Here is an 18,180-nt window from a genome sequence, read left to right on the forward strand (position 1 = left end):
TCGACAACGCATACGGCGACAGAAACCTAATCTGCACATGCCCCCCAATGGACGCTTACGAAGAAGCCGCAGAGTAAGCGGGCTGAAACTCACGGCCGATCCCCGAAACTATGGGGGTCGGCCATAAGAAATGAGCGATGCCCCGAAGGGCAAAGCCGAAGACCATCAGGTGGAGGAACAATGAAACACTATGTCCTCAAAAATGCCCGTTCACGGCAAGCCTGCGTTACCAGGCAAACACCCAACAGAAATCATCACGTCGATGTTGTCCTCTCTGGCGAGGACACCGAAGCATCTGCACAGATCGTCCTGGATTTCTTTGATGCCTTGAACAGGCTGGTCGAACATCATTCTTACATCATCAACATTCGCAGGTTGGCTAAAGATCCGGTCGAAGGGCCACTGTACTGGTCTGGGCGAACGGCACTGTTTTGGGGGGATATCCACGAAAACTGGCGGTTGGATGACTCTGAGAAATCCTGGACCTCACAGGTTGTGAACCTGTCGTCGCGCACAATATTTGTCGGCAGCGCCATTTTGCTGCTTGCTCAGATCGGGCGGGCAGAAAAAACAGTCGCCGCGGTGCACCCCAACTTCACGGCCGCAGCGCAGGAAATCGGACTGATCGAAGATGGATCGGGTATCCACATGGCCAATGATAACCGTTTGCACAGCGCATCGACCCGGTTAAGCGCTTTACGGTTGTTGTCCAATTTCGTATCGATCGATCACGGAGAGCACCTCGCAGACACTCTGCGCGGATACATCGGACTGTCCGAGCCTAAAAGGACCGCCAAGAGCCATCTTGCAATCCGGCTTTTCCAACGGTCCGAGGCCGATCCACAAGTGCTACGAGCCATCGAAACGATGAGTGATAATCTTGAGGAGCCATTGCGGATCTCGGATCTGGCGCAAATGCTGGGTACGTCCACCCGGCAGTTGCAGCGTCGATTCCTAAACAGAACCGGGACAAAGCTTTTGACAACGTACAGAGAGTTGCGTCTGGAACGGGCTGACACGTTGCTTCGGACAACGGATTTGTCGCAGCGAGAGATTTCGGCAGCCACCGGGTTTTCTTCTGCCGTCGCTTTGGGGCGCGCCTTTCGCGCCCATTACAAGACATCCCCGGACGACATCCGAAATCAACGCTTTGCGGGACAGTTATCCGGCAGGTAGGACGAAAAGGACCGCGCCCCGGCAAACAGTCGGTTCGTCACCCTCACCTTAAGTCAAACAAACTCGCTGACCCACGCGTCGGGTGAGTTGCCGTTCCCATTGGGCCGTCTTCAGAGTGCGCACTGAAGCCGTTTTGGTTGGCTCAGTCTTGTAGGTTGTAGGCGCGCTCATCGCTGGCACATGACCGCCGGACCCCGCCTTTTGAAGTTACGACGGGCGCAACTCCCTGCAATTGTCAGGGATAGGGGGCACAAACGTGAGGCGCCGCCCGGCTTTCGACCAGACGCGCCAATTCAAAGGCCGAAACACGGGTTCCAATGCCTTTCAGATCGAACGGTCCCGCCGGGGTCATATCTATCCGGACCTGACGCGCAGTTGCATTTGAGACAAGCACCTGACCGTCCTTGGCGATTTCACACAGGCGTGCCGCCAGATTGGGCGCAGGCCCGATGGCCGAGTAATCCAGACGACCCTCAAAACCGATCCGACCCAAGGTTGCTGCGCCCGTTGCGATCCCAATGCCGAGGCCAAGACCATGCTGCGCTATACCCGCCCTGTATGGGACCATCGCCTTTCGAACATCCACTTGCATTTTCTGGGCCAGATCAACGGCTCTCTGCGCGGCATCATCCAGCGGCACCGGCGCGCCGAACAAAACCATCAAACCGTCGCCAAGAAACCGTTCCAATGTTCCCCCGCAGGCCTCAACAAGCGGCCCGCAAGTGCCGTGAAATGAGTTGAGCGCCGCGACAACCTGATCCGCATTGGCAACGGTGGCGAAGGCCGTGAACCCGCGCAGATCAGCAAAAAGAACCGTGATCTCGGCCTTACGGGTTCTCAAGACATCCGCCTCATCCGTCGCGCCGACAATCATCGCTGCCACCTGCGCCGGCAAGAAACGTTTCAGACGATTGGTGCGCTCGATCTCTTCTATCTGGTTGGCGACCCGAGTTTCCAGCGCTGCATTCAAATCGGCCAGTTGGGCTTTTTGCACTTCGACTTGCCCGTAAAGCGCACCCAGTTTTTCGCTGGTCTGGTTCACGTGGTTTGCCAGCTCGCCCAGTTCGTCCCGATTGGGAACCGTAATCCGGTTGTCGAACCCACCCCGGGACAGCTTGCTGAGCACCGCATGGATGCGTTCGATCGGCCACAACAGGGACGACGAAATCGAATACCCCAACAAAAGAGCAATCCCAATCGCCGCGATCGCCGCAGCCGTGATGCTTAGGCGTGAAGTCAAATATGCCTGTTCTGTAGTCCGCGCCAGTTCGCGCACTTCCTGTTCAACATCCTGCGCCACGGTATACGCCTCGCGTTGCATGGCTTGCAGCGGCTCGAACATGTGGTCGATACCGTGTTGCGCGGCAGCTAACAGATCACCTTCGCGGTTCAGACGGCGCAGTTCAGTGATTGCCGGTAAAATGTCCTGAAGGTCAGATCGAAGGTTCGCGATCGCCTGCGCATCCGGCATTCCCGGCTGTCCAAAACTGCGAAAACCAAGGGCAAGGTTACGCTCCAGCGCCGCCGAAACGTGAAGTATCGAACGCGTAGAAGCTCCCAGAAATCCGTTCTGACGAGGAAAGTCTTTCAGGTTCTGCGGAACGAACAAGGACAGTAGATGTGTGTTCAGGTTCGAGATCGTCGTGTGGGTGTCATTAAAAAACGCAATACGCTCCTGATCGCGCATCATCGTCTCGGACCGCAGATTGGCCTGATGCAAGGCATATAGACCAAACAACACCAAACAGACCAGCAGACCGGTTATCCCTAGAAAAGCCACCAGCAGCTTGGCCCGAACCGAAAGAGCGACCTTGGCGACGCTGAGCGCAACCAAGGGCGGCCTGTCAGGGCCACCGTTGCGGTCGTGTGTCATGCTGCACCCCCCGCCGAAATAAGCGGCAGAACTGGCAGCATTGTACACAAATATGCGAAAAAACGCTAGCAAATATGCCAAAATGTCTGCGCAAATAGCCCTACCGAAGCGGAATGTGCGCTACTTCTCGGACGAGTCGCTTTCGGCGTAGTCGCGCAGGCTTTGGATATCCGCGATTTCGGCGTGATTACGGTTGATTTTCACGCCCACCGGCTTGAGCCGCGAAAACGCCCTGCTCAAGCTTTCGGGTTTCATGCCCAAGCGCCCGGCAATCAGCATTTTATCATAAGGCAGCTCAACCTCGCAGCCGCCGGACACCTTGTCGGATAGGTTCAGCAAAAACTCGGCCACCCTTTGCGCCCCGGTCTGGGCCTTGAGTTGCTCCAGTTGCGCAACCAGTGAATGCAGATGAGTAAAGGTCGAAGCCGGGATCGACACGCCAATCTCAGGGTCTTCGCGCATAAGGGACAAAAGAACCGGGCCGGGAATGTGCATCACTTCGCAGACCAAAATAGCTTCGAACCCTGTTAGCGCCATGCTCATCGTCATGACTTTTCGCAACGCGATCACCGTTGCGCTAGTTAGCTAGTGAGATCCGTAGCCAGCGCGACCCACCGCACCGCCTTAACGAAAGTCCGCCCCATGGCAGGGTTGCGTTATGACAAAAAAAGCCAACCACCATTCATGAATTCAAAAAATTGCCGTGGTATTGCCTTGAAATAAGGGGATTGATTGGCGACTGTTGCTGAAAATGCCCCCTGAATGATGAAATACGTGCCAAAAGTTCTGGCTGAAATAAACGGCACGCACGAAAAAAGGTAGTGAGTTGTAGATGGCAAACTATTCCTACATTGGATATGATCCCGACGTCATTTCGGTAACCACGGCGGGACCAGACCAGGTCATTTTGGACACCGATTTTGACCCGGCCACCGACCGGCGCGTTTTCAACGTCGAGGATGCGGCAGGCGGAAACATTCTGTCGCGCCCCGGGAATCCAACTTTGCCTGATACCGGCACCGTCTTTAACGGCGACTTCAACAGCAATGAAAGCGGCGATGACTTAACACAGACCGGTACGGTCACCAATCTGGACGGGTCCACCACATTTCTGAGTGGTGATATTTACCTTGAGGAATCCTATGTTCTGACCGATCCGGACGGTGGCACCATCACCGTCTACCGGGTCGAGGTCGAAGGTGATCTGGCAGGCTATATCACGTCAGTGCCATTGGAACCTGGCACTGCCTATTCGATGACGATTGTCAACGTCACGCCAGGCAATGCGCCGGATACAACCGACGCCACATCCATCGTTGACGTGCCCTGCTTTACTGCTGGCACACTGATCCGGACGCCGGACGGAGATATCGCGATCGAACGTCTGAGTGCAGGTGATTTGGTTGAGACGATGGACCGGGGTCCGCAGCCCATTCGCTGGATCGGCGCGCGTACGCTGACCAGTCAAGAGCTGTCGGAAAAGCCCAAACTGCGCCCGATCCGCATCGCCGCCGGTGGATTGGGCAGCGGACTGCCACAGCGCGATCTACTTGTTTCCCCGCAACACCGGATGCTGGTGCGGTCCGCCATTGCAATCCGAATGTTCGACACCAGCGAAATCCTGGTGGCCGCGCACGCGTTGGTTGGAATTCCCGGTATCTCGGTAGAGGAAAACGCTCAAACCGTCGAATATTATCACATGCTGTTCGAACAGCATGAGGTCGTCTTTGCCGAAGGCGCCCCATCGGAAAGTCTGTTTGCCGGCGCAGAGGCCCTCAGGACTGTGCCAGCTGCGGCGCGGGCAGAAATGCTGGAACTGTTTCCCGCCTTGGCCACAGAGGATTTCGTACCGCCATCTGCGCGTCCGGTCCCGGCCAAAGGCAAGCAGGTTCGGCATATGGTGCAACGCCACATCAAGAACAACCGATCTTTGATCGAGTAATCGAATACAATTGAAGAGCAACAGCGAACTTAATTGTGTTAGGTAAAACAACCCCATAAGGGGTTGAAAAGCATCTTGTCCAATTGAACGAAAATGGTAGGTGGCGGAGACGAAGGGATTCGAACCCTCGAGACCCTTCCGGGCCTACTCCCTTAGCAGGGGAGCGCCTTCGACCACTCGGCCACGTCTCCGCTGGCCGGTATATCCTTGCATGTCGACTAGATACAAGACGATTTTGAACAAGCGCGATATTTTTCTGAAATCGATTGCGCTGATGCTGTTGGGATGCATTTGCGTGGCGAAAGTGCTGCCCCATCTGCTCCCTAGTGCGATTTGGAACTCTGAGGAGCGTCACCGCGACGTTAGCCCGGTTCGTCAGCTTCGATTGCCGCTCGCATGAGAAACAGCGTCGCCGGGTCCAGATCATTTTGGGCCATGATAGCCTCAAAGTTGGGGTTCAGTGCGTCGGTACCCCAAGGTCGTACAGCCAGAGCAATCCAGATCGCAACGGTGCTGTTTTTGTCCAACTGATGCCTAAACACGTCCAGGATCCAGGGTCGCAACTTGGGATAGGTCGTTCCGCCATCGGCCAGGCTGCGGATCAGGTTTCGCTTTTCGTCGGCGGAGCGTTCAGGCCGCTCCAGCGACTTTTCGATTTCAAGGATTGCCTGATCACCATCAACTGCGATACCCGCCAAACCCCAGTCGTACAGGTTGAGGCCTCCACTGCGAAGCGCGCTTTTATAGCCAAGCCTTACGCGTTCTTGGGCCTTTGGGTCCGACTGAAGACCCAACAATCGGATAAGTGCCGGTGCGTAGGCTAGACGATTGGGATTGCGGAGATCCCGCAGCAATTGTGCGGTTGGCACGGCATCAGTCAGTTGGGTCAAAAGCCAATAAGGCGCGCGGTGGATTTCGATCAACGCCGTGTTGCGCAACAGGCGATCTTCATGTGTGAGATAGGCACTGAAAAAGGCAACCTGCGCCGCGCGATCCGGCGCGCCACTGGCCCAGCCCTGCCCTTCGGCACGCAGTGTTTCAAGGAAGTGGGCCCGATCCGGAGTCATCAAGAACCCTTTGGTCCAACCGCTGGGCAGACTGCGACCGGCCTTGTCCTGATACCCCGTCCCGTAGACCATCAAAACCGTTCTATCCGGATTCGTACGAAAGGCGGATCGCAAGACGCTGTCGACCAGGAAAGGTATTTCGGGCAAAGCCTCAACCTGTTCCGGCGTGCCTTTCAAAACCGAAACGGGGGTGAACCTGAAAGGGTTGTCTGGTGATGGTGCCGCCAGCACGATCACACGAGCAGAAAGAATCCGGTCCACCAGAGAATATTCCGGAAGCTCAACGCAGACGCCGCAGGCTTGAGCCGGGCGGGACTGGAAGCCCACGCAAAGCGCGAGTACCGCAAGCATTTGCAAGACGCGCCACATGGATCACGCTCCGTCTAAAAGCACCCCAGCCTGAATGCGGGCTTTCGGGTTTCCTGATCATGTTATCCAAAAACCGGCTATTCGGCGAATGGTTTGCAATTTGCGGGCTGCACCGGTTGCACATAGCCGGAGCACTTACATCAGGTCGTTTTCCACATCCTCAGCCGAGATACCCAGTGCATCCAAGCCATTTTCAAGGTGATCCGACAAGTGCGGCGTACCAATCAGGTAGTCCGCGCAAGGGGTCGAAGCCTCGGACTTGGCTGTTGCGATGGCCTCAGGCAGATCTTCGGCGAAAAAGCTTTCGCGCCCGACCCACATGACAGCCACCAGTTCGGCCTGTTCGTCCTCGCTCATCCGGTCGATGAAGGCGCGCAATTCGCCCTCGGCGCGACCCAACTCGCGCCCCATCATCGCAACCTGAGCGATTTTCCTTGGCGAAATTTCCATCATGACCAAACTCCTCGTATTCGCGGTTTCAATAATACCACAACCATGAGGAGGGGGCTGAGTCTTTGATCTTAAGCAAAGACCCAGGGGCTAAGACTTGCGGCTGCGGGATATCGGCTGATCGGGCACAGGGGCGGTTCGGAATGGGACAAACCGGGCCTTTTTGATCTTAAGTTTGATCGCCTGCCACACGATCAGGAAAAACGCACGCCGCGCACCGAAGGGGCGCCGCAGCAACGACCACAGGATCGCCCGGTTGGTCAGCGGCGCGCGCGGCCCGGTCAGTGTGGCAATTAACCCACCCGCTTTTCGACCATAGTCAATCCAGACGCCGATACGCTCGGGGCGATGGTCGAACCGGAACTCATACGTCCCTTCGATCTTTTGAAACGGTGAGACATGCATTAGCTTGTCCGCAACGATGCGATCCGTCGGCTGGATCGGCGCAAACCCGGGATTGTTGCACAGATAGCTGTGGCGCGTGCCGTAAGTGTTCGTAACCTCTGCTACCACCGCATATAGCTGTTCACCGGCATCGAAGCAGAACCAGAAGCTGACCGGATTGAAGACATGCCCCAGCACCCGTGGCTGCGTCAGCAACTCAAGCCTTGCAGGTTGCGTCACACCCATTTCGTCGAATTTGGCTCGCAACCACGCCGCACCTTTCCCATTGCCGGGTTCACCGCCATGGTCACGATCTCGCCAATACATCGCATTTACACGGTTCATCGAAAACAAAAGCGGTGTGTCACGCCGGGCTTCGGGGTCCAACAGGATGTAATCTATGGAATAGCGAAATGCATTCTCGATCCCGCCTTTTCGACCGTGGTAAGTATGGCCTGAAATATGGTCGATCCTGTTCATTCTCGTCAGTGTTCCAATTCGCCTGCAAGCCGTTCAAACAGCGCTGTTTTCTTCGACATATAGATACTTATCATACGAAACATGGTCCGGTTCGGATTAAAATCGCATCACAATGTGATCCAGCTTGGGGCTTACCGCGTAATGTTGTTATGTTTACCGAGATCGATACCGCGACCTTGGATGAACCGGTGGCCAGCAGGCCTTCACAGAAACCGTGGCGCGCAAAGAAACGCATCAAGGGAAAACCGGTGAACCGAGCGCAAGACAATTGTGACAAACGAGCTGAGTGGGTGGACCACGTCAGACGTATAAGGGACGCGCAGGATCAGGCAGCGTTTGCTGAGTTGTTTCAGCACTTCGCGCCGCGGATCAAGGCGTTCCTGATCAAGTCGGGCTCAGATGCGGCCATGGCCGAAGAGTGCGCACAAGAGGTGATGGTCACGCTGTGGCACAAGTCACACTTGTTCGACCCTACGCGGGCAACCGTGGCCACATGGGTGTTCACGATCGCCCGGAACAAGCGCATCGACGTCCTGCGCAAACAACGCCGCCCCGAGCCCGAAGAGCTGGGATGGGGACCCGAGGCTGAACCGGAGCAGGACGACATACTCGTGCTGCAACAGGAAACCGCGCAGCTGCGCAACGCGATGACCGCGCTGCCAGAGGCGCAAAGACAACTGATCGAGAAAGCCTATTTTGGCGATCTGAGCCATCGAGAAATCGCTTCTCAGACTGGATTGCCACTGGGAACGATCAAATCACGGATACGGCTGGCGCTGGACCGCTTGCGCCATGCGATGAATTGAGATGACGGATATGAGCAACAAGATCAAACATCACCTGACAGACGACCTGCTGATGGCTTACGCCGCAGGCACTCTGCCCGAGGCTTTCGACCTGATGGTCGCGACACATCTGTCCCTGTGCAATCAATGTCGTGCGCAGGCGGAAAGTTTTGACGCCGTTGGCGGATATGTCCTGGAAGAACAGGACGAGACCGTTGCGATGAACGACAAGGCACTTGTGGAAACGATGGCTTTGATTGCAAACGGTGCGCCGATTGCCAAACCCAGGCGACCCGGCTGCTCGGTTTTGCCAACCCCGCTGCAGGATTATGTGGGCGGTGACGTGAATGACATCCGCTGGCGACCAATCGGCATGGGGGTCAAACAGGCGATCCTGCCGACGAGCGGCGAAGCAACAGCTCGGTTGCTGTTCATTCCGGCGGGCACCGCAGTTCCCGACCACAGCCACAACGGCGTGGAACTGACCATGGTTCTGCAGGGCGCGTTTTCGGACGAGGTCGACCGTTTTGCCCGTGGTGATGTGGAGATTGCAGATGAAGACCTGCACCACACGCCGACAGCCGACATTACCGAGGATTGCATTTGTCTGGCGGTCACTGACGCGCCGCTGAAATTCAGCAAGCTGATGCCGCGTCTGTTCCAATCGTTCCTGAAGATCTGACGCAATCAGCGCTCATGTGGTACGCTGCCCTGCAAGCTGATTGGTGGAGGCATTTGAAATGATCCGAACTATGTTCTGTATTTTTGCCCTTATGGGTTTTGCATCTGTCGCTTCTGCCCAGCTGGTCGCTGACGTGAAGTTCGAACCGGGCAATTTCGGAACGATGGTCAATGGGACCGTCACCGGGAATGAGTACTTCGACTACAAGCTGGGCGCAAAGGTCGGGCAAGAGATGTTTGCCGACCTCAAAGTCAGCGATACAAACGGCAATGGCGTGATCTACTTCAACATCCTGCCGCCCGGCAGTGATGGCGTTGCGATCTACAACGGCTCGATCGACGGGAATACCGCGCGCATCGACCTTCCAGAGGATGGAGATTACACGATTCGAGTCTACCTGATGGGTAATGACCGCGATACCGACAAGACGGTCGGTTATAACCTGGATCTTTCGATCCAGTAACGCTTAGCCCTCGGACTGCCCCAAAGGCACAACGTTGGTCTGATCATCCGGTGCCAACTCCTCGAAATCGAAGTTATCCAACCGCTGAGCCCGGCGACCAGCCTTTTCGGCGCTGATCTTGATTTCCGAGATATCCTTGGCCGCCTGCCCGAAATGGCGGTCCAGATTGCCGACCCGATCCCCCAAACGCTCAACATCCTTGTGCAGCAAACCCAGTTCTTTGCGGATCGCCCCAGCTTGTTCCCGCATCCGCGCGTCTTTGAGGATCGCACGCATCGTGTTCAGCGTCGCCATGCAGGTGGTGGGTGAGACGATCCACACGCGTTTGGTAAAACTCTCCTGCACCAGTTCCGGAAACTTGGAGTGCAGTTCGGCATAGACCGCCTCGGACGGCAGGAACATCAGTGCTCCATCAGCCGTTTCACCGTCCAGAATGTACTTCTCGGAAATATCAGTTATGTGCTTGCGCACCGTGCTGCGGAACATCTGAACCGCCGCCTTCAACTCCATGTCATTGGTCGAACCGATCAGGGCCTCATAGGCCTCCAACGGGAACTTGCTGTCGATGACAATCGGCCCTGGAGGGTTCGGGAGGTTGATCAGGCAATCTGCGCGCCGCCCATTCGACAGGGTTGCCTGCAGCTTGAAACTATCCGACGGCAGCGCCTTAGAGACGATATCATTCAGCTGAATCTCACCAAACGCACCACGCGTTTGCTTGTTCGACAGGATATCCTGCAAAGACAGCACGTCGCCCGACAGTTTTGTGATATTGTCCTGCGCCTTGTCGATGGCGGCCAAACGTTCCTGCAACTGCGTTAGCGATGTCGCGGTTTGTTTGGATGATCCATGCAGGGATTCCTTCATCCGCTCCTGCATCTCGGCCAAGGCACGTGCCGATTTCATCGCGTTATCTGCCAGTCGGTCATTCATCTGCTGCTGGACTGAGGACAGACGGGATTCAACTGTCTGGATGACTTGCACCTGTGCATTGGCCTGCGTGTCCGAGACATGTTGCAAGCCACCGCGCAATTGTTCTTGCCCTTGCCCCAACTGCTGCACATGCTGGCCAAGATGCGCCATCTGGCGGGACAGAGGTTCCGCCATCCGGGCCGACCGGTTGGCTGCGCGCAGCGACAAAAACAGCAACAACAGGATCAGCGTAACAACCCCGCCCACGGTCAGGATCACGGGGTCGTTCAGCGCATATTGGGTTCCTGCAATCTCGATCATGTCGCCTCGGATGTTCTTGTTTTATTCTCCATAGCCCAACCAAGCCAATGGATCAACTGCGGCCGAACAATCGTTCGATATCGCTCAGCTTCAATTCCACATAAGTCGGCCGCCCGTGGTTGCACTGACCGGAATGGGGCGTGGCCTCCATTTCCCGTAGAAGGGCGTTCATTTCTTCCGCCCGCATACGACGGCCCGACCGAACCGACCCATGACAGGCCACCCGGCTGAGGATCGCCTCAATCCGCGCGTGTACCATCTGGCTTTCGCCCTGATCGGCCAGTTCATCCAATATATCCAGGATCATCGCCCGCGCGTCCACCTCGCCCAGAATAGCCGGCGTTTCACGCACAGCGACCGCACCGCCGCCAAAGGGTTCAATCGTCAGTCCCAGCTTTGTCAGGTCGTCCGCAACCTGCATCAGGCGCGCGCAATCGCTGTCGGACAGTTCAACAATTTCCGGGATCAGAAGCGCCTGAGCCGCGACGCCATTCTCGGCCATCTGGTTTTTGAGCTTCTCATAAACCAGCCGCTCATGTGCCGCATGTTGATCGACGATCACCATGCCGTCTGCGGTTTGGGCGATGATGTAGTTCTCATGCACCTGCCCACGCGCCGCCCCCAAAGGCAGGTCTTCGACCGATGTTTCTGGGGCCGAAGCCGGTTCGACAATGCTGCCGCTGTAGTCCTGAGACAGTTCGGCAAATCCCGGTGCCTGTGCCTGATACGCCACTTTTCGAGCAGCTGGCGAGGGACGGTCCATCTGATAGACGCGTGCCGGCGCAGGTTGTGCCGGTTCCGGACGCATAGCGCCCAAAGTCGCATTCGCCACTGTGGAGGAGGCCCTGTGTCCGGCCTCGGCCAGCGCGTGCCTCAGGGCCGAGACGATCAACCCGCGCGCGACGCCCGGATCGCGGAACCGGACCTCGGACTTTGCCGGATGCACATTCACGTCGACCAACGTCGGATCGCAATCGATGAACAATGCTGCTGCCGGATGACGATCCCGGCTGAGGAAATCGGAATAGGCCCCCCGCAGCGCGCCCGTTAGCATCTTGTCGCGCACAGGACGACCATTGACGAACAGATACTGCGCCACCGCCGCGCCGCGCGAATAGGTCGGCAAGGCGGCGTAACCGTACAACCGGATCCCCTCGCGCGTGGCATCGATCTGCAGGGCATTTTCAGCAAACTCGCGCCCGATCACGCGGGCCAGCCGGGCGTGAAGCGCGTCGAACAGATCACCATTTTCGCGGTCAGCGCGGAAGGTCACGCGCCCTTCTCCACCGCCAGAGACGTCACGCAAAGTGAACGTCACCGCAGGTTCGGCCATGGCAAGACGTTTGACTGTGTCGGAAATCGCCTGCGCTTCAGCCCGGTCGGTGCGCATGAATTTCAACCGCGCAGGCGTTGCAAAGAACAGATCGCGCAGGTCCACCACTGTGCCAGCACGCAAGGCCGCAGGTTTCACCCCGTCCATCCGACCACCTGCCACGTGGATCGAGGCCGCCTCGCCCCCCGGCACCCGGCTTGTAATGGTCAGGCGGCCGACCGCGCCCAGCGATGGCAGGGCCTCACCCCGGAACCCGAAGGTGTGGATATTCAACAGATCGGACCCGTCGATTTTCGACGTCGCGTGGCGTGACAATGCCAATGGCAGATCTTCCGCAGAAATCCCGCAACCATCATCGGTGACGCGAATCAGCGTCTTCCCCCCATCGGCAATGTCGATCGCGACGCGGGTTGCGCCTGCGTCGATGGCATTTTCAACCAATTCCTTGACCGCGGAAGCCGGGCGTTCAACAACCTCGCCTGCCGCAATACGGTTGATTGCTGCGTCGTCAAGTTGCCGGATGACCGGTCGATTTTCGCTGATATTGGGGTGTGCCTGCGCCATACCACCAGACCTAGCACATTCGCGCACGATTCTGCCACCGCTTTGGCTTGTATTTAATGTGAGGAGGGGGCGTTCGAACAATCACACCGTGCCAGCCTAGACTTGCGGCCAGTCTGGGCGCGACTGCTCGAACGATCCGGAGTGAGTGGTGGTCATCCAATAATCAATGGACCAATTTATACCACGAATACGGTTTCACGACGTGAAGACTCTCCTCGCCCCAATTCAGGTGGCGAAGTTTGGCCGATACCACGCAGGACCCAGCGGCGGGAAAATGCCGGGTCACGCGGCTCCGGGTGCACCCGCCCGGGTCCGGCACGGCCCCCACAAAGCCGCAAACGCAAGGATCAGACCGGACATTGTTGCGATCATGCCCGCAGCACTGACCGCGTCCGCCGCCCCCAGCCAGAGCGGACCATATCCAGCCAGCACGTACCCGGAGACTGCCGACAGGATGGCAAAGACGATGCTCCACGCGATCTGGGTTTCCAGCCGGTTGGTCATCATGCGCGCCGCCGCCGGGGGGCAAATAAACATGGCAATCACAATGATCGAACCCACTGCGTCAAATGCCGCCACGGCGGCAATCGCTGCCGTGATCACAAGGGCCATGCCCAGAACTCCGGTCCGGACACCAATGGTGCGCGCGAACCCTTCGTCAAAGGTGGAAATCTTCAGCGGCCGCCAGAACAGCCATACAAAGACAGATACCCCCAGCAAAGTCAGCGCAATCCGAGGCAATTCCGGCGGCAACCCCGCCAGCGCCACGGGATCCAACACCGAAGACCAGCCCACAGCGTCCAACCAGATCAGGCTTTCCAGATTGCCATAAAGCGCATGTTCAACATCCAGGTGCACGGTCGAGGTATCGGTTTGTTCCAACAGCAGCACACCGGCTGCAAACATCGTGGTGAAGACCACCCCCATCGCGGCACCCGCCTCGATCTGCCCCAGCCGCCTGACGGCTTCGATCAGAACTACAGCCGCCACCGCGGCGCCCGCGGCGCCCAGCATCATTGGCCAGGTTGAAATCGTTCCGGTCAGCAGAAAGGCCACGACAATACCCGGCAGCACCACATGGCTGATCGCATCCCCGATCAGGGCCTGTTTGCGCAGGACCAGAAAGTTCCCGGGCAAAGCACAAGCGATGGCGGCAAACGTGCCGATCAGCAATGGAGTCAAAGACAGAGGTACGAATTCTTCACCGTTCATGCCGGAACCTCCTGCGGGCCGCCGATCTGGCGGTCGATCTCGGCGATCTGGTCTTGGGTCAGGACGGTTTCGATATCGCGCAACCCGTCGTACAACGCTGCCGTTGCCTCATGCATCTGATCAGCCCTGACGATTTCCCAGCGCTTTTCATCGCGCAGCGCCTTGGCAGCGCGAGCCTTGCCGGTTTCGGTGGCCACGCCATCTGCCCGCGCCAAACCGGCACGCCGCAAGAGACGCAAGGTCAGCGGCTCATAGATCTTTTGCCCTTGCGCCAATGCCAGGAGACCCTGCCGAATGTGAACCCGGCGCTGGAACCGCAGTTGCCGCAGAACCGCTGCCAGAACACCCCGAACAGGCGCAAGTAGCAGGGACAGTGCGAAAAAGCCAAAGCTGACCAGCACAATGATCGGGCCGGTCGGCAGATTGGGGGCCGAGGCCGACATCGCCGCACCCAGATACCCTGCCAGCCCTCCGGCCAGGCCAGCCAGTAGCACGACGCGGTCCGAGCGGTCCGTCCAGAACCGCGCCGTGACAGGTGGGATGATCAGTAGAGCCACGATCAGGATCAGCCCGACGATTTTCAGGCCCACCACAGTAACCGCCATGACCAGCCCCATCATCGCCAGATCAATCCGGTGCACCGGCAGGCCTCTGGCGGCAGCGTATTCCGGGTCGAAAGCCACCATGGTCATAGGTCGGCGGATGATCATGACCAGCAACAGCGTCGCTGCCCCGCCGATTGCGATGACCAGAGCATCGGCCCACAGCATCCCTGCGGTCGAGCCCAGCAAGAACCCTTCCAGCCCGGCCTGACGACCGACACCCATGGTCTGGATCACGGTCAACAGCACGATGCCAAGACCGAAGAACACCGACAGGATGGCACCAATGGCGGCATCCTCGGCCAGTCGTGTGCGGCGTGTCAGCCAATTCATGCAAAGCAATCCAACCCAGGCCGACACGGCCGATCCGGCCAGCAGACCGATCAGGTTGCGCCCATCGCCGCCAAGCGCGACCAAAACCATGAACCCAAGGCAAACGCCGGGCAGAGTCGCGTGGCTGATTGCGTCGCTGACCAGCGCGCGTTTGCGCAGGAACAGAAACGTGCCGGTCACACCAGCGGATATACCCAGCAAGGTCGCACCAATCGCGACCAGCGTGGCGTTATAGCCCAGCTGAAGGGTCAGAGCATCCCAAAGCATGATTTACCCCAATGCGCGCGAAATCTGGTCGATCTGGGCTGTGGCCAGACGGCCGCCATACGCCGATTGCAGGGTTTCGGCGGTAAAGGCCTCGGCCACAGTTCCCTCGGCCACTTTGCGGGTATTGATCAGAAATACATGGTCGAAATAATCGGTTACGGTGGCCAGATCGTGATGCACGACAACAACGGTCTTGCCCGCCTCTTTCAGCGACTTTAGCACTGCGATAATTGCTTTCTCCGTCGCGGCATCGACACCGGCAAAGGGTTCATCCAACAGATAAAGATCAGCATCCTGCGCCAGAGCACGGGCAAGAAAAACGCGCTGTTGCTGGCCGCCGGACAATTGACCAATCTGACGATCGGCAAAATCGCGCATCCCGACCCGGTTAAGGCAGTCCATGGCCCGGGACATATGCCGGGCACGGACACGACCCAGCAAGCCCAGCTCGCGGGACAGGCCCATCAATACAACATCAATCACGCGCGTCGGAAAATCCCAGTCGACGCTTGCGCGTTGCGGCACATAGGCAATTCGTGCACGCTGTTTCTCCAGCGGTTCACCAAATACGGACACCTGCCCGGACAGGGGCGAAACGATGCCCAGCGCCGCCTTCAGAAGCGTAGACTTCCCCGCCCCGTTCGGGCCGATGATCGCCGTCATCGCGCCGGGTTGCACGGTCATATCCACCGAAAACACGGCAGGTTTCTGACCGTATGAGACAGTCAGACCGCAAATGGCCAGCGGGCAGTCCTTTGTAATTTTTTCAGTAACCGAAGCACCCTGATGCGCAGCCAGCGACAGCATCGTTCAAGACCCCGCCGACAATTTGCCGTTCATGCCGCGTTCGGGCACGTCTGCGCCCAGCGCTCCGGCAATCACAGAGATGTTGTGATCCAGCATCCCGATATACGTGCCTTCATAGGTGCCCGGTTCACCCATTGCGTCGGAATACAGCTCTCCGCCGATGCCAACATCATGACCTTTGGCCGCAGCACCTTCGATCAGCGCGCGCATGGACCGATCAGAAACCGAGCTTTCCACGAAGACGGCCGTCAGCTGCTGATCTACCAAGGTATCGACCAGTTCGCCGATCCGGTTCAGACCAGCCTCAGACTGGGTCGAGATGCCCTGTATACCAAGCACCTCATAGCCGTATTCCTCACCGAAATAGCCAAAGGCGTCATGCGCCGTTACAAGCACACGGTTGTTTTCCGGTACGTCGGCCAGCACTAGTTTGCCGTAGGCTTCCAACTGATCAATCTCGGCCAGATGTGTCTGCGCGTTCGCGGCGAAAAAATCAGCAGCCTCAGGGCGGGCGTCTGTCAGGGCTTTTTGAACCTCGACCACCACATCGCGCCAGACGGCCGGGCTCATCCATACATGCGGGTCATACTTATCGGCATAGTCGTCATGCGCGCGCAGTTTGGACTTATCGACACCTTCGGCCACGGCCACGACCGGACGTTTACGTCCGAGATCATGGAAGAAGTCCTCCATCTGCGCTTCAAGATAAAGACCGTGCCACAGGATCAGATCCGCCCGGGTCATAGCAACGATGTCGCTGCGGGTTTGACGATAAGCGTGCGGGTCGACGCCCGGTCCCATCAAACCCTTGACCTCAACCTGATCACCACCGATCTGGCGCGCCGCATCAGCTATCATGCCCGTGGTGGCAACAACCTTTAGCGGCGCCTCGGCCCATACCGCGACCGGCAAAGCGGCGGCAAAAGCCAAAGCCGCAAGAAAACTACGACGAATCATTTCTGACCCCATTTAGGTATCCTCTTGAGAATGAATATGCGAACCATTCGCAACTAAGTCAACGCTATTGCGAATTATTCGCAAGAAGACCTCAAATTTGTCCATTTGGTCAAAAAAATTGCACACGGAAGGCCGCTATGCCTTCCAATTAGCGCCAAGCCGTGCGAATTTGGCGCAAACCTCCCAAAGGATGTGAAGATGGAAACGCAGAGCTCAGAAAGCCCCGTGCGCACCGCGCATCTGCCGCAAGTGACCGAGCCCAGAAACCCCGGTATGGATCTTGATCTGGACTGGGTACGCGCCGTGCAGGTCAATACTTCGGCCATTGAACGCCGCGCCGCGACCCTGCCCGGTCGTCGGTCCGTCAAGAAAGAGTATCAGGCCGCATGGCTGTTAAAGGCGGTCACGATGATCGACCTGACCACCCTGTCGGGTGACGACACGGTTGGTCGAGTCCGCCGTCTGTGTGCCAAGGCACGGCAACCCGTTGCGCCTACGGTTCTGAAGGCGCTGGATATGCCGCCTATCACAACCGGGGCCGTTTGCGTCTATCACGACATGATCGAAACCGCCGTGGACGCGCTGCATGGCACCGGCATACCTGTTGCCGCGGTTTCCACCGGCTTCCCGGCTGGTTTATCGCCATTCCATCTGCGCGTGGCCGAGATCGAAGAAAGCGTGAAAGCCGGCGCCGAAGAGATCGACATCGTGATCTCGCGCCGTCACGTGCTGTCTGGCAACTGGCAAGCCTTGTATGACGAGATGAAGGCGTTCCGCGTGGCCTGCGGTGATGCGCATGTCAAAGCCATCCTTGCCACCGGCGAACTGGGCAGCTTGCGCAATGTCGCGCGCGCCTCGCAAGTCTGCATGATGGCCGGGGCGGATTTCATCAAGACCTCGACCGGCAAAGAAAGCGTCAACGCCACCTTGCCTGTTTCGCTGGTCATGATCCGCGCGATCCGCGACTATTATGACCGCACCGGATACCGGGTCGGCTATAAACCGGCAGGCGGCATATCCAAGGCCAAGGACGCGCTGGTTTATTTGTCGCTGATCAAGGACGAACTGGGCGACCGCTGGCTGGAGCCGGACTTGTTCCGTTTTGGCGCGTCGTCCTTGTTGGGCGACATCGAGCGGCAGTTGGAACACTATGTAACTGGCGCATACTCCGCCGGTTACCGTCACTCCATGGGCTGAGGAC

Annotated in this window: 17 protein-coding genes and 1 tRNA gene; 6 read left to right on the forward strand and 12 right to left on the reverse strand. The window is 57.8% G+C overall.

The window, feature by feature from the left end; genetic code table 11:
- The first annotated feature begins 180 nt into the window (after positions 1-180).
- A complete protein-coding gene (locus AC2FLA_RS05070; protein WP_496720982.1) occupies positions 181-1,176 on the forward strand; it encodes a helix-turn-helix domain-containing protein in 996 nt (331 codons plus the stop codon).
- Positions 1,177-1,411: 235 nt separating this feature from the next.
- Here the strand turns inward: AC2FLA_RS05070 and AC2FLA_RS05075 are convergent, their stop codons facing one another.
- The gene (locus AC2FLA_RS05075; RefSeq protein ID WP_496720984.1) at positions 1,412-3,049 is read right to left on the reverse strand and encodes an adenylate/guanylate cyclase domain-containing protein; all 1,638 of its coding nucleotides are present in this window, start codon (positions 3,047-3,049) and stop codon (positions 1,412-1,414) included.
- Between the two features lie 120 nt (positions 3,050-3,169).
- Complete coding sequence (locus tag AC2FLA_RS05080) at positions 3,170-3,592, reverse strand: helix-turn-helix domain-containing protein (RefSeq protein ID WP_496720986.1); 423 nt, start codon at positions 3,590-3,592, stop codon at positions 3,170-3,172.
- A 289-nt stretch (positions 3,593-3,881) separates the two neighbouring features.
- On the opposite strand from AC2FLA_RS05080, the gene AC2FLA_RS05085 reads away from it, so the two are divergent.
- On the forward strand, positions 3,882-4,991 hold the full coding sequence (locus AC2FLA_RS05085) for a Hint domain-containing protein (RefSeq protein ID WP_496720988.1): 1,110 nt from the start codon (positions 3,882-3,884) through the stop codon (positions 4,989-4,991).
- A gap of 101 nt (positions 4,992-5,092) precedes the next feature.
- On the opposite strand, the gene AC2FLA_RS05090 is transcribed toward AC2FLA_RS05085, so the two are convergent.
- The 4 genes from AC2FLA_RS05090 to AC2FLA_RS05105 form a co-directional block, all read right to left on the reverse strand.
- A tRNA-Ser gene (locus tag AC2FLA_RS05090) sits at positions 5,093-5,182 on the reverse strand.
- Positions 5,183-5,353: 171 nt separating this feature from the next.
- Positions 5,354-6,319: a hypothetical protein gene (locus AC2FLA_RS05095; protein ID WP_496720990.1), complete on the reverse strand. Its 966-nt coding sequence runs from the start codon at positions 6,317-6,319 to the stop codon at positions 5,354-5,356.
- A 243-nt stretch (positions 6,320-6,562) separates the two neighbouring features.
- Positions 6,563-6,880: a DUF3775 domain-containing protein gene (locus AC2FLA_RS05100; protein WP_058275224.1), complete on the reverse strand. Its 318-nt coding sequence runs from the start codon at positions 6,878-6,880 to the stop codon at positions 6,563-6,565.
- Positions 6,881-6,967: 87 nt separating this feature from the next.
- Complete coding sequence (locus AC2FLA_RS05105) at positions 6,968-7,741, reverse strand: DUF1365 domain-containing protein (RefSeq protein WP_496720992.1); 774 nt, start codon at positions 7,739-7,741, stop codon at positions 6,968-6,970.
- A gap of 149 nt (positions 7,742-7,890) precedes the next feature.
- Between AC2FLA_RS05105 and AC2FLA_RS05110 the strand changes: the two genes are divergently transcribed.
- Genes AC2FLA_RS05110 through AC2FLA_RS05120 form a run of 3 tightly spaced genes read left to right on the forward strand, consistent with a single transcriptional unit; the run spans position 7,891 to position 9,671 of the window.
- The gene (locus AC2FLA_RS05110) at positions 7,891-8,547 is read left to right on the forward strand and encodes a sigma-70 family RNA polymerase sigma factor (protein ID WP_282152347.1); all 657 of its coding nucleotides are present in this window, start codon (positions 7,891-7,893) and stop codon (positions 8,545-8,547) included.
- 10 nt (positions 8,548-8,557) lie between these two features.
- Complete coding sequence (locus AC2FLA_RS05115) at positions 8,558-9,208, forward strand: ChrR family anti-sigma-E factor (protein ID WP_496720994.1); 651 nt, start codon at positions 8,558-8,560, stop codon at positions 9,206-9,208.
- 58 nt (positions 9,209-9,266) lie between these two features.
- Complete coding sequence (locus AC2FLA_RS05120; protein WP_496720996.1) at positions 9,267-9,671, forward strand: hypothetical protein; 405 nt, start codon at positions 9,267-9,269, stop codon at positions 9,669-9,671.
- A 3-nt stretch (positions 9,672-9,674) separates the two neighbouring features.
- Here the strand turns inward: AC2FLA_RS05120 and AC2FLA_RS05125 are convergent, their stop codons facing one another.
- From AC2FLA_RS05125 to AC2FLA_RS05150, 6 genes are all read right to left on the reverse strand, one after another.
- A complete protein-coding gene (locus AC2FLA_RS05125) occupies positions 9,675-10,904 on the reverse strand; it encodes a DNA recombination protein RmuC (protein ID WP_496720998.1) in 1,230 nt (409 codons plus the stop codon).
- A gap of 52 nt (positions 10,905-10,956) precedes the next feature.
- Entirely contained in the window at positions 10,957-12,801 is a 1,845-nt protein-coding gene (gene mutL / locus AC2FLA_RS05130; protein WP_496721000.1) for a DNA mismatch repair endonuclease MutL, read from the reverse strand.
- Positions 12,802-13,083: 282 nt separating this feature from the next.
- Positions 13,084-14,013 carry a metal ABC transporter permease gene (locus AC2FLA_RS05135; protein ID WP_496721002.1) on the reverse strand — a complete coding sequence of 310 codons (930 nt, stop codon included), beginning with the start codon at positions 14,011-14,013 and terminating at the stop codon, positions 13,084-13,086.
- A complete protein-coding gene (locus AC2FLA_RS05140; RefSeq protein WP_496721003.1) occupies positions 14,010-15,215 on the reverse strand; it encodes a metal ABC transporter permease in 1,206 nt (401 codons plus the stop codon). Before AC2FLA_RS05140 ends, AC2FLA_RS05135 begins: the two co-directional genes overlap by 4 nt.
- A gap of 3 nt (positions 15,216-15,218) precedes the next feature.
- Positions 15,219-16,022 (reverse strand): metal ABC transporter ATP-binding protein, encoded by an 804-nt coding sequence (locus AC2FLA_RS05145; RefSeq protein ID WP_496721005.1) that lies wholly within the window; start codon positions 16,020-16,022, stop codon positions 15,219-15,221.
- 3 nt (positions 16,023-16,025) lie between these two features.
- Positions 16,026-16,979, reverse strand: a complete 954-nt coding sequence (locus AC2FLA_RS05150; protein ID WP_496721381.1) for a metal ABC transporter solute-binding protein, Zn/Mn family — start codon at positions 16,977-16,979, stop codon at positions 16,026-16,028.
- A 198-nt stretch (positions 16,980-17,177) separates the two neighbouring features.
- Between AC2FLA_RS05150 and deoC the strand changes: the two genes are divergently transcribed.
- Positions 17,178-18,176, forward strand: coding sequence for a deoxyribose-phosphate aldolase (gene deoC / locus AC2FLA_RS05155; protein ID WP_496721007.1), 999 nt, complete (start codon positions 17,178-17,180; stop codon positions 18,174-18,176).
- The last annotated feature ends 4 nt before the right edge of the window (positions 18,177-18,180 follow it).

The organism is Ruegeria sp. CDSA033 (assembly GCF_059612305.1).

Coding starts and splice junctions, on each gene's coding strand:
- AC2FLA_RS05085 (WP_496720988.1), top strand. CDS start 3,882: ATGGCAAACTATTCCTACATTGGATATGATCCCGACGTCATTTCGGTA.
- deoC (WP_496721007.1), top strand. CDS start 17,178: ATGGAAACGCAGAGCTCAGAAAGCCCCGTGCGCACCGCGCATCTGCCG.
- AC2FLA_RS05140 (WP_496721003.1), bottom strand. CDS start 15,215: ATGCTTTGGGATGCTCTGACCCTTCAGCTGGGCTATAACGCCACGCTG.
- AC2FLA_RS05145 (WP_496721005.1), bottom strand. CDS start 16,022: ATGCTGTCGCTGGCTGCGCATCAGGGTGCTTCGGTTACTGAAAAAATT.
- AC2FLA_RS05135 (WP_496721002.1), bottom strand. CDS start 14,013: ATGAACGGTGAAGAATTCGTACCTCTGTCTTTGACTCCATTGCTGATC.
- AC2FLA_RS05110 (WP_282152347.1), top strand. CDS start 7,891: ATGTTTACCGAGATCGATACCGCGACCTTGGATGAACCGGTGGCCAGC.
- AC2FLA_RS05150 (WP_496721381.1), bottom strand. CDS start 16,979: ATGATTCGTCGTAGTTTTCTTGCGGCTTTGGCTTTTGCCGCCGCTTTG.
- mutL (WP_496721000.1), bottom strand. CDS start 12,801: ATGGCGCAGGCACACCCCAATATCAGCGAAAATCGACCGGTCATCCGG.
- AC2FLA_RS05080 (WP_496720986.1), bottom strand. CDS start 3,592: ATGAGCATGGCGCTAACAGGGTTCGAAGCTATTTTGGTCTGCGAAGTG.
- AC2FLA_RS05100 (WP_058275224.1), bottom strand. CDS start 6,880: ATGATGGAAATTTCGCCAAGGAAAATCGCTCAGGTTGCGATGATGGGG.
- AC2FLA_RS05125 (WP_496720998.1), bottom strand. CDS start 10,904: ATGATCGAGATTGCAGGAACCCAATATGCGCTGAACGACCCCGTGATC.
- AC2FLA_RS05105 (WP_496720992.1), bottom strand. CDS start 7,741: ATGAACAGGATCGACCATATTTCAGGCCATACTTACCACGGTCGAAAA.
- AC2FLA_RS05120 (WP_496720996.1), top strand. CDS start 9,267: ATGATCCGAACTATGTTCTGTATTTTTGCCCTTATGGGTTTTGCATCT.
- AC2FLA_RS05115 (WP_496720994.1), top strand. CDS start 8,558: ATGAGCAACAAGATCAAACATCACCTGACAGACGACCTGCTGATGGCT.
- AC2FLA_RS05075 (WP_496720984.1), bottom strand. CDS start 3,049: ATGACACACGACCGCAACGGTGGCCCTGACAGGCCGCCCTTGGTTGCG.
- AC2FLA_RS05070 (WP_496720982.1), top strand. CDS start 181: ATGAAACACTATGTCCTCAAAAATGCCCGTTCACGGCAAGCCTGCGTT.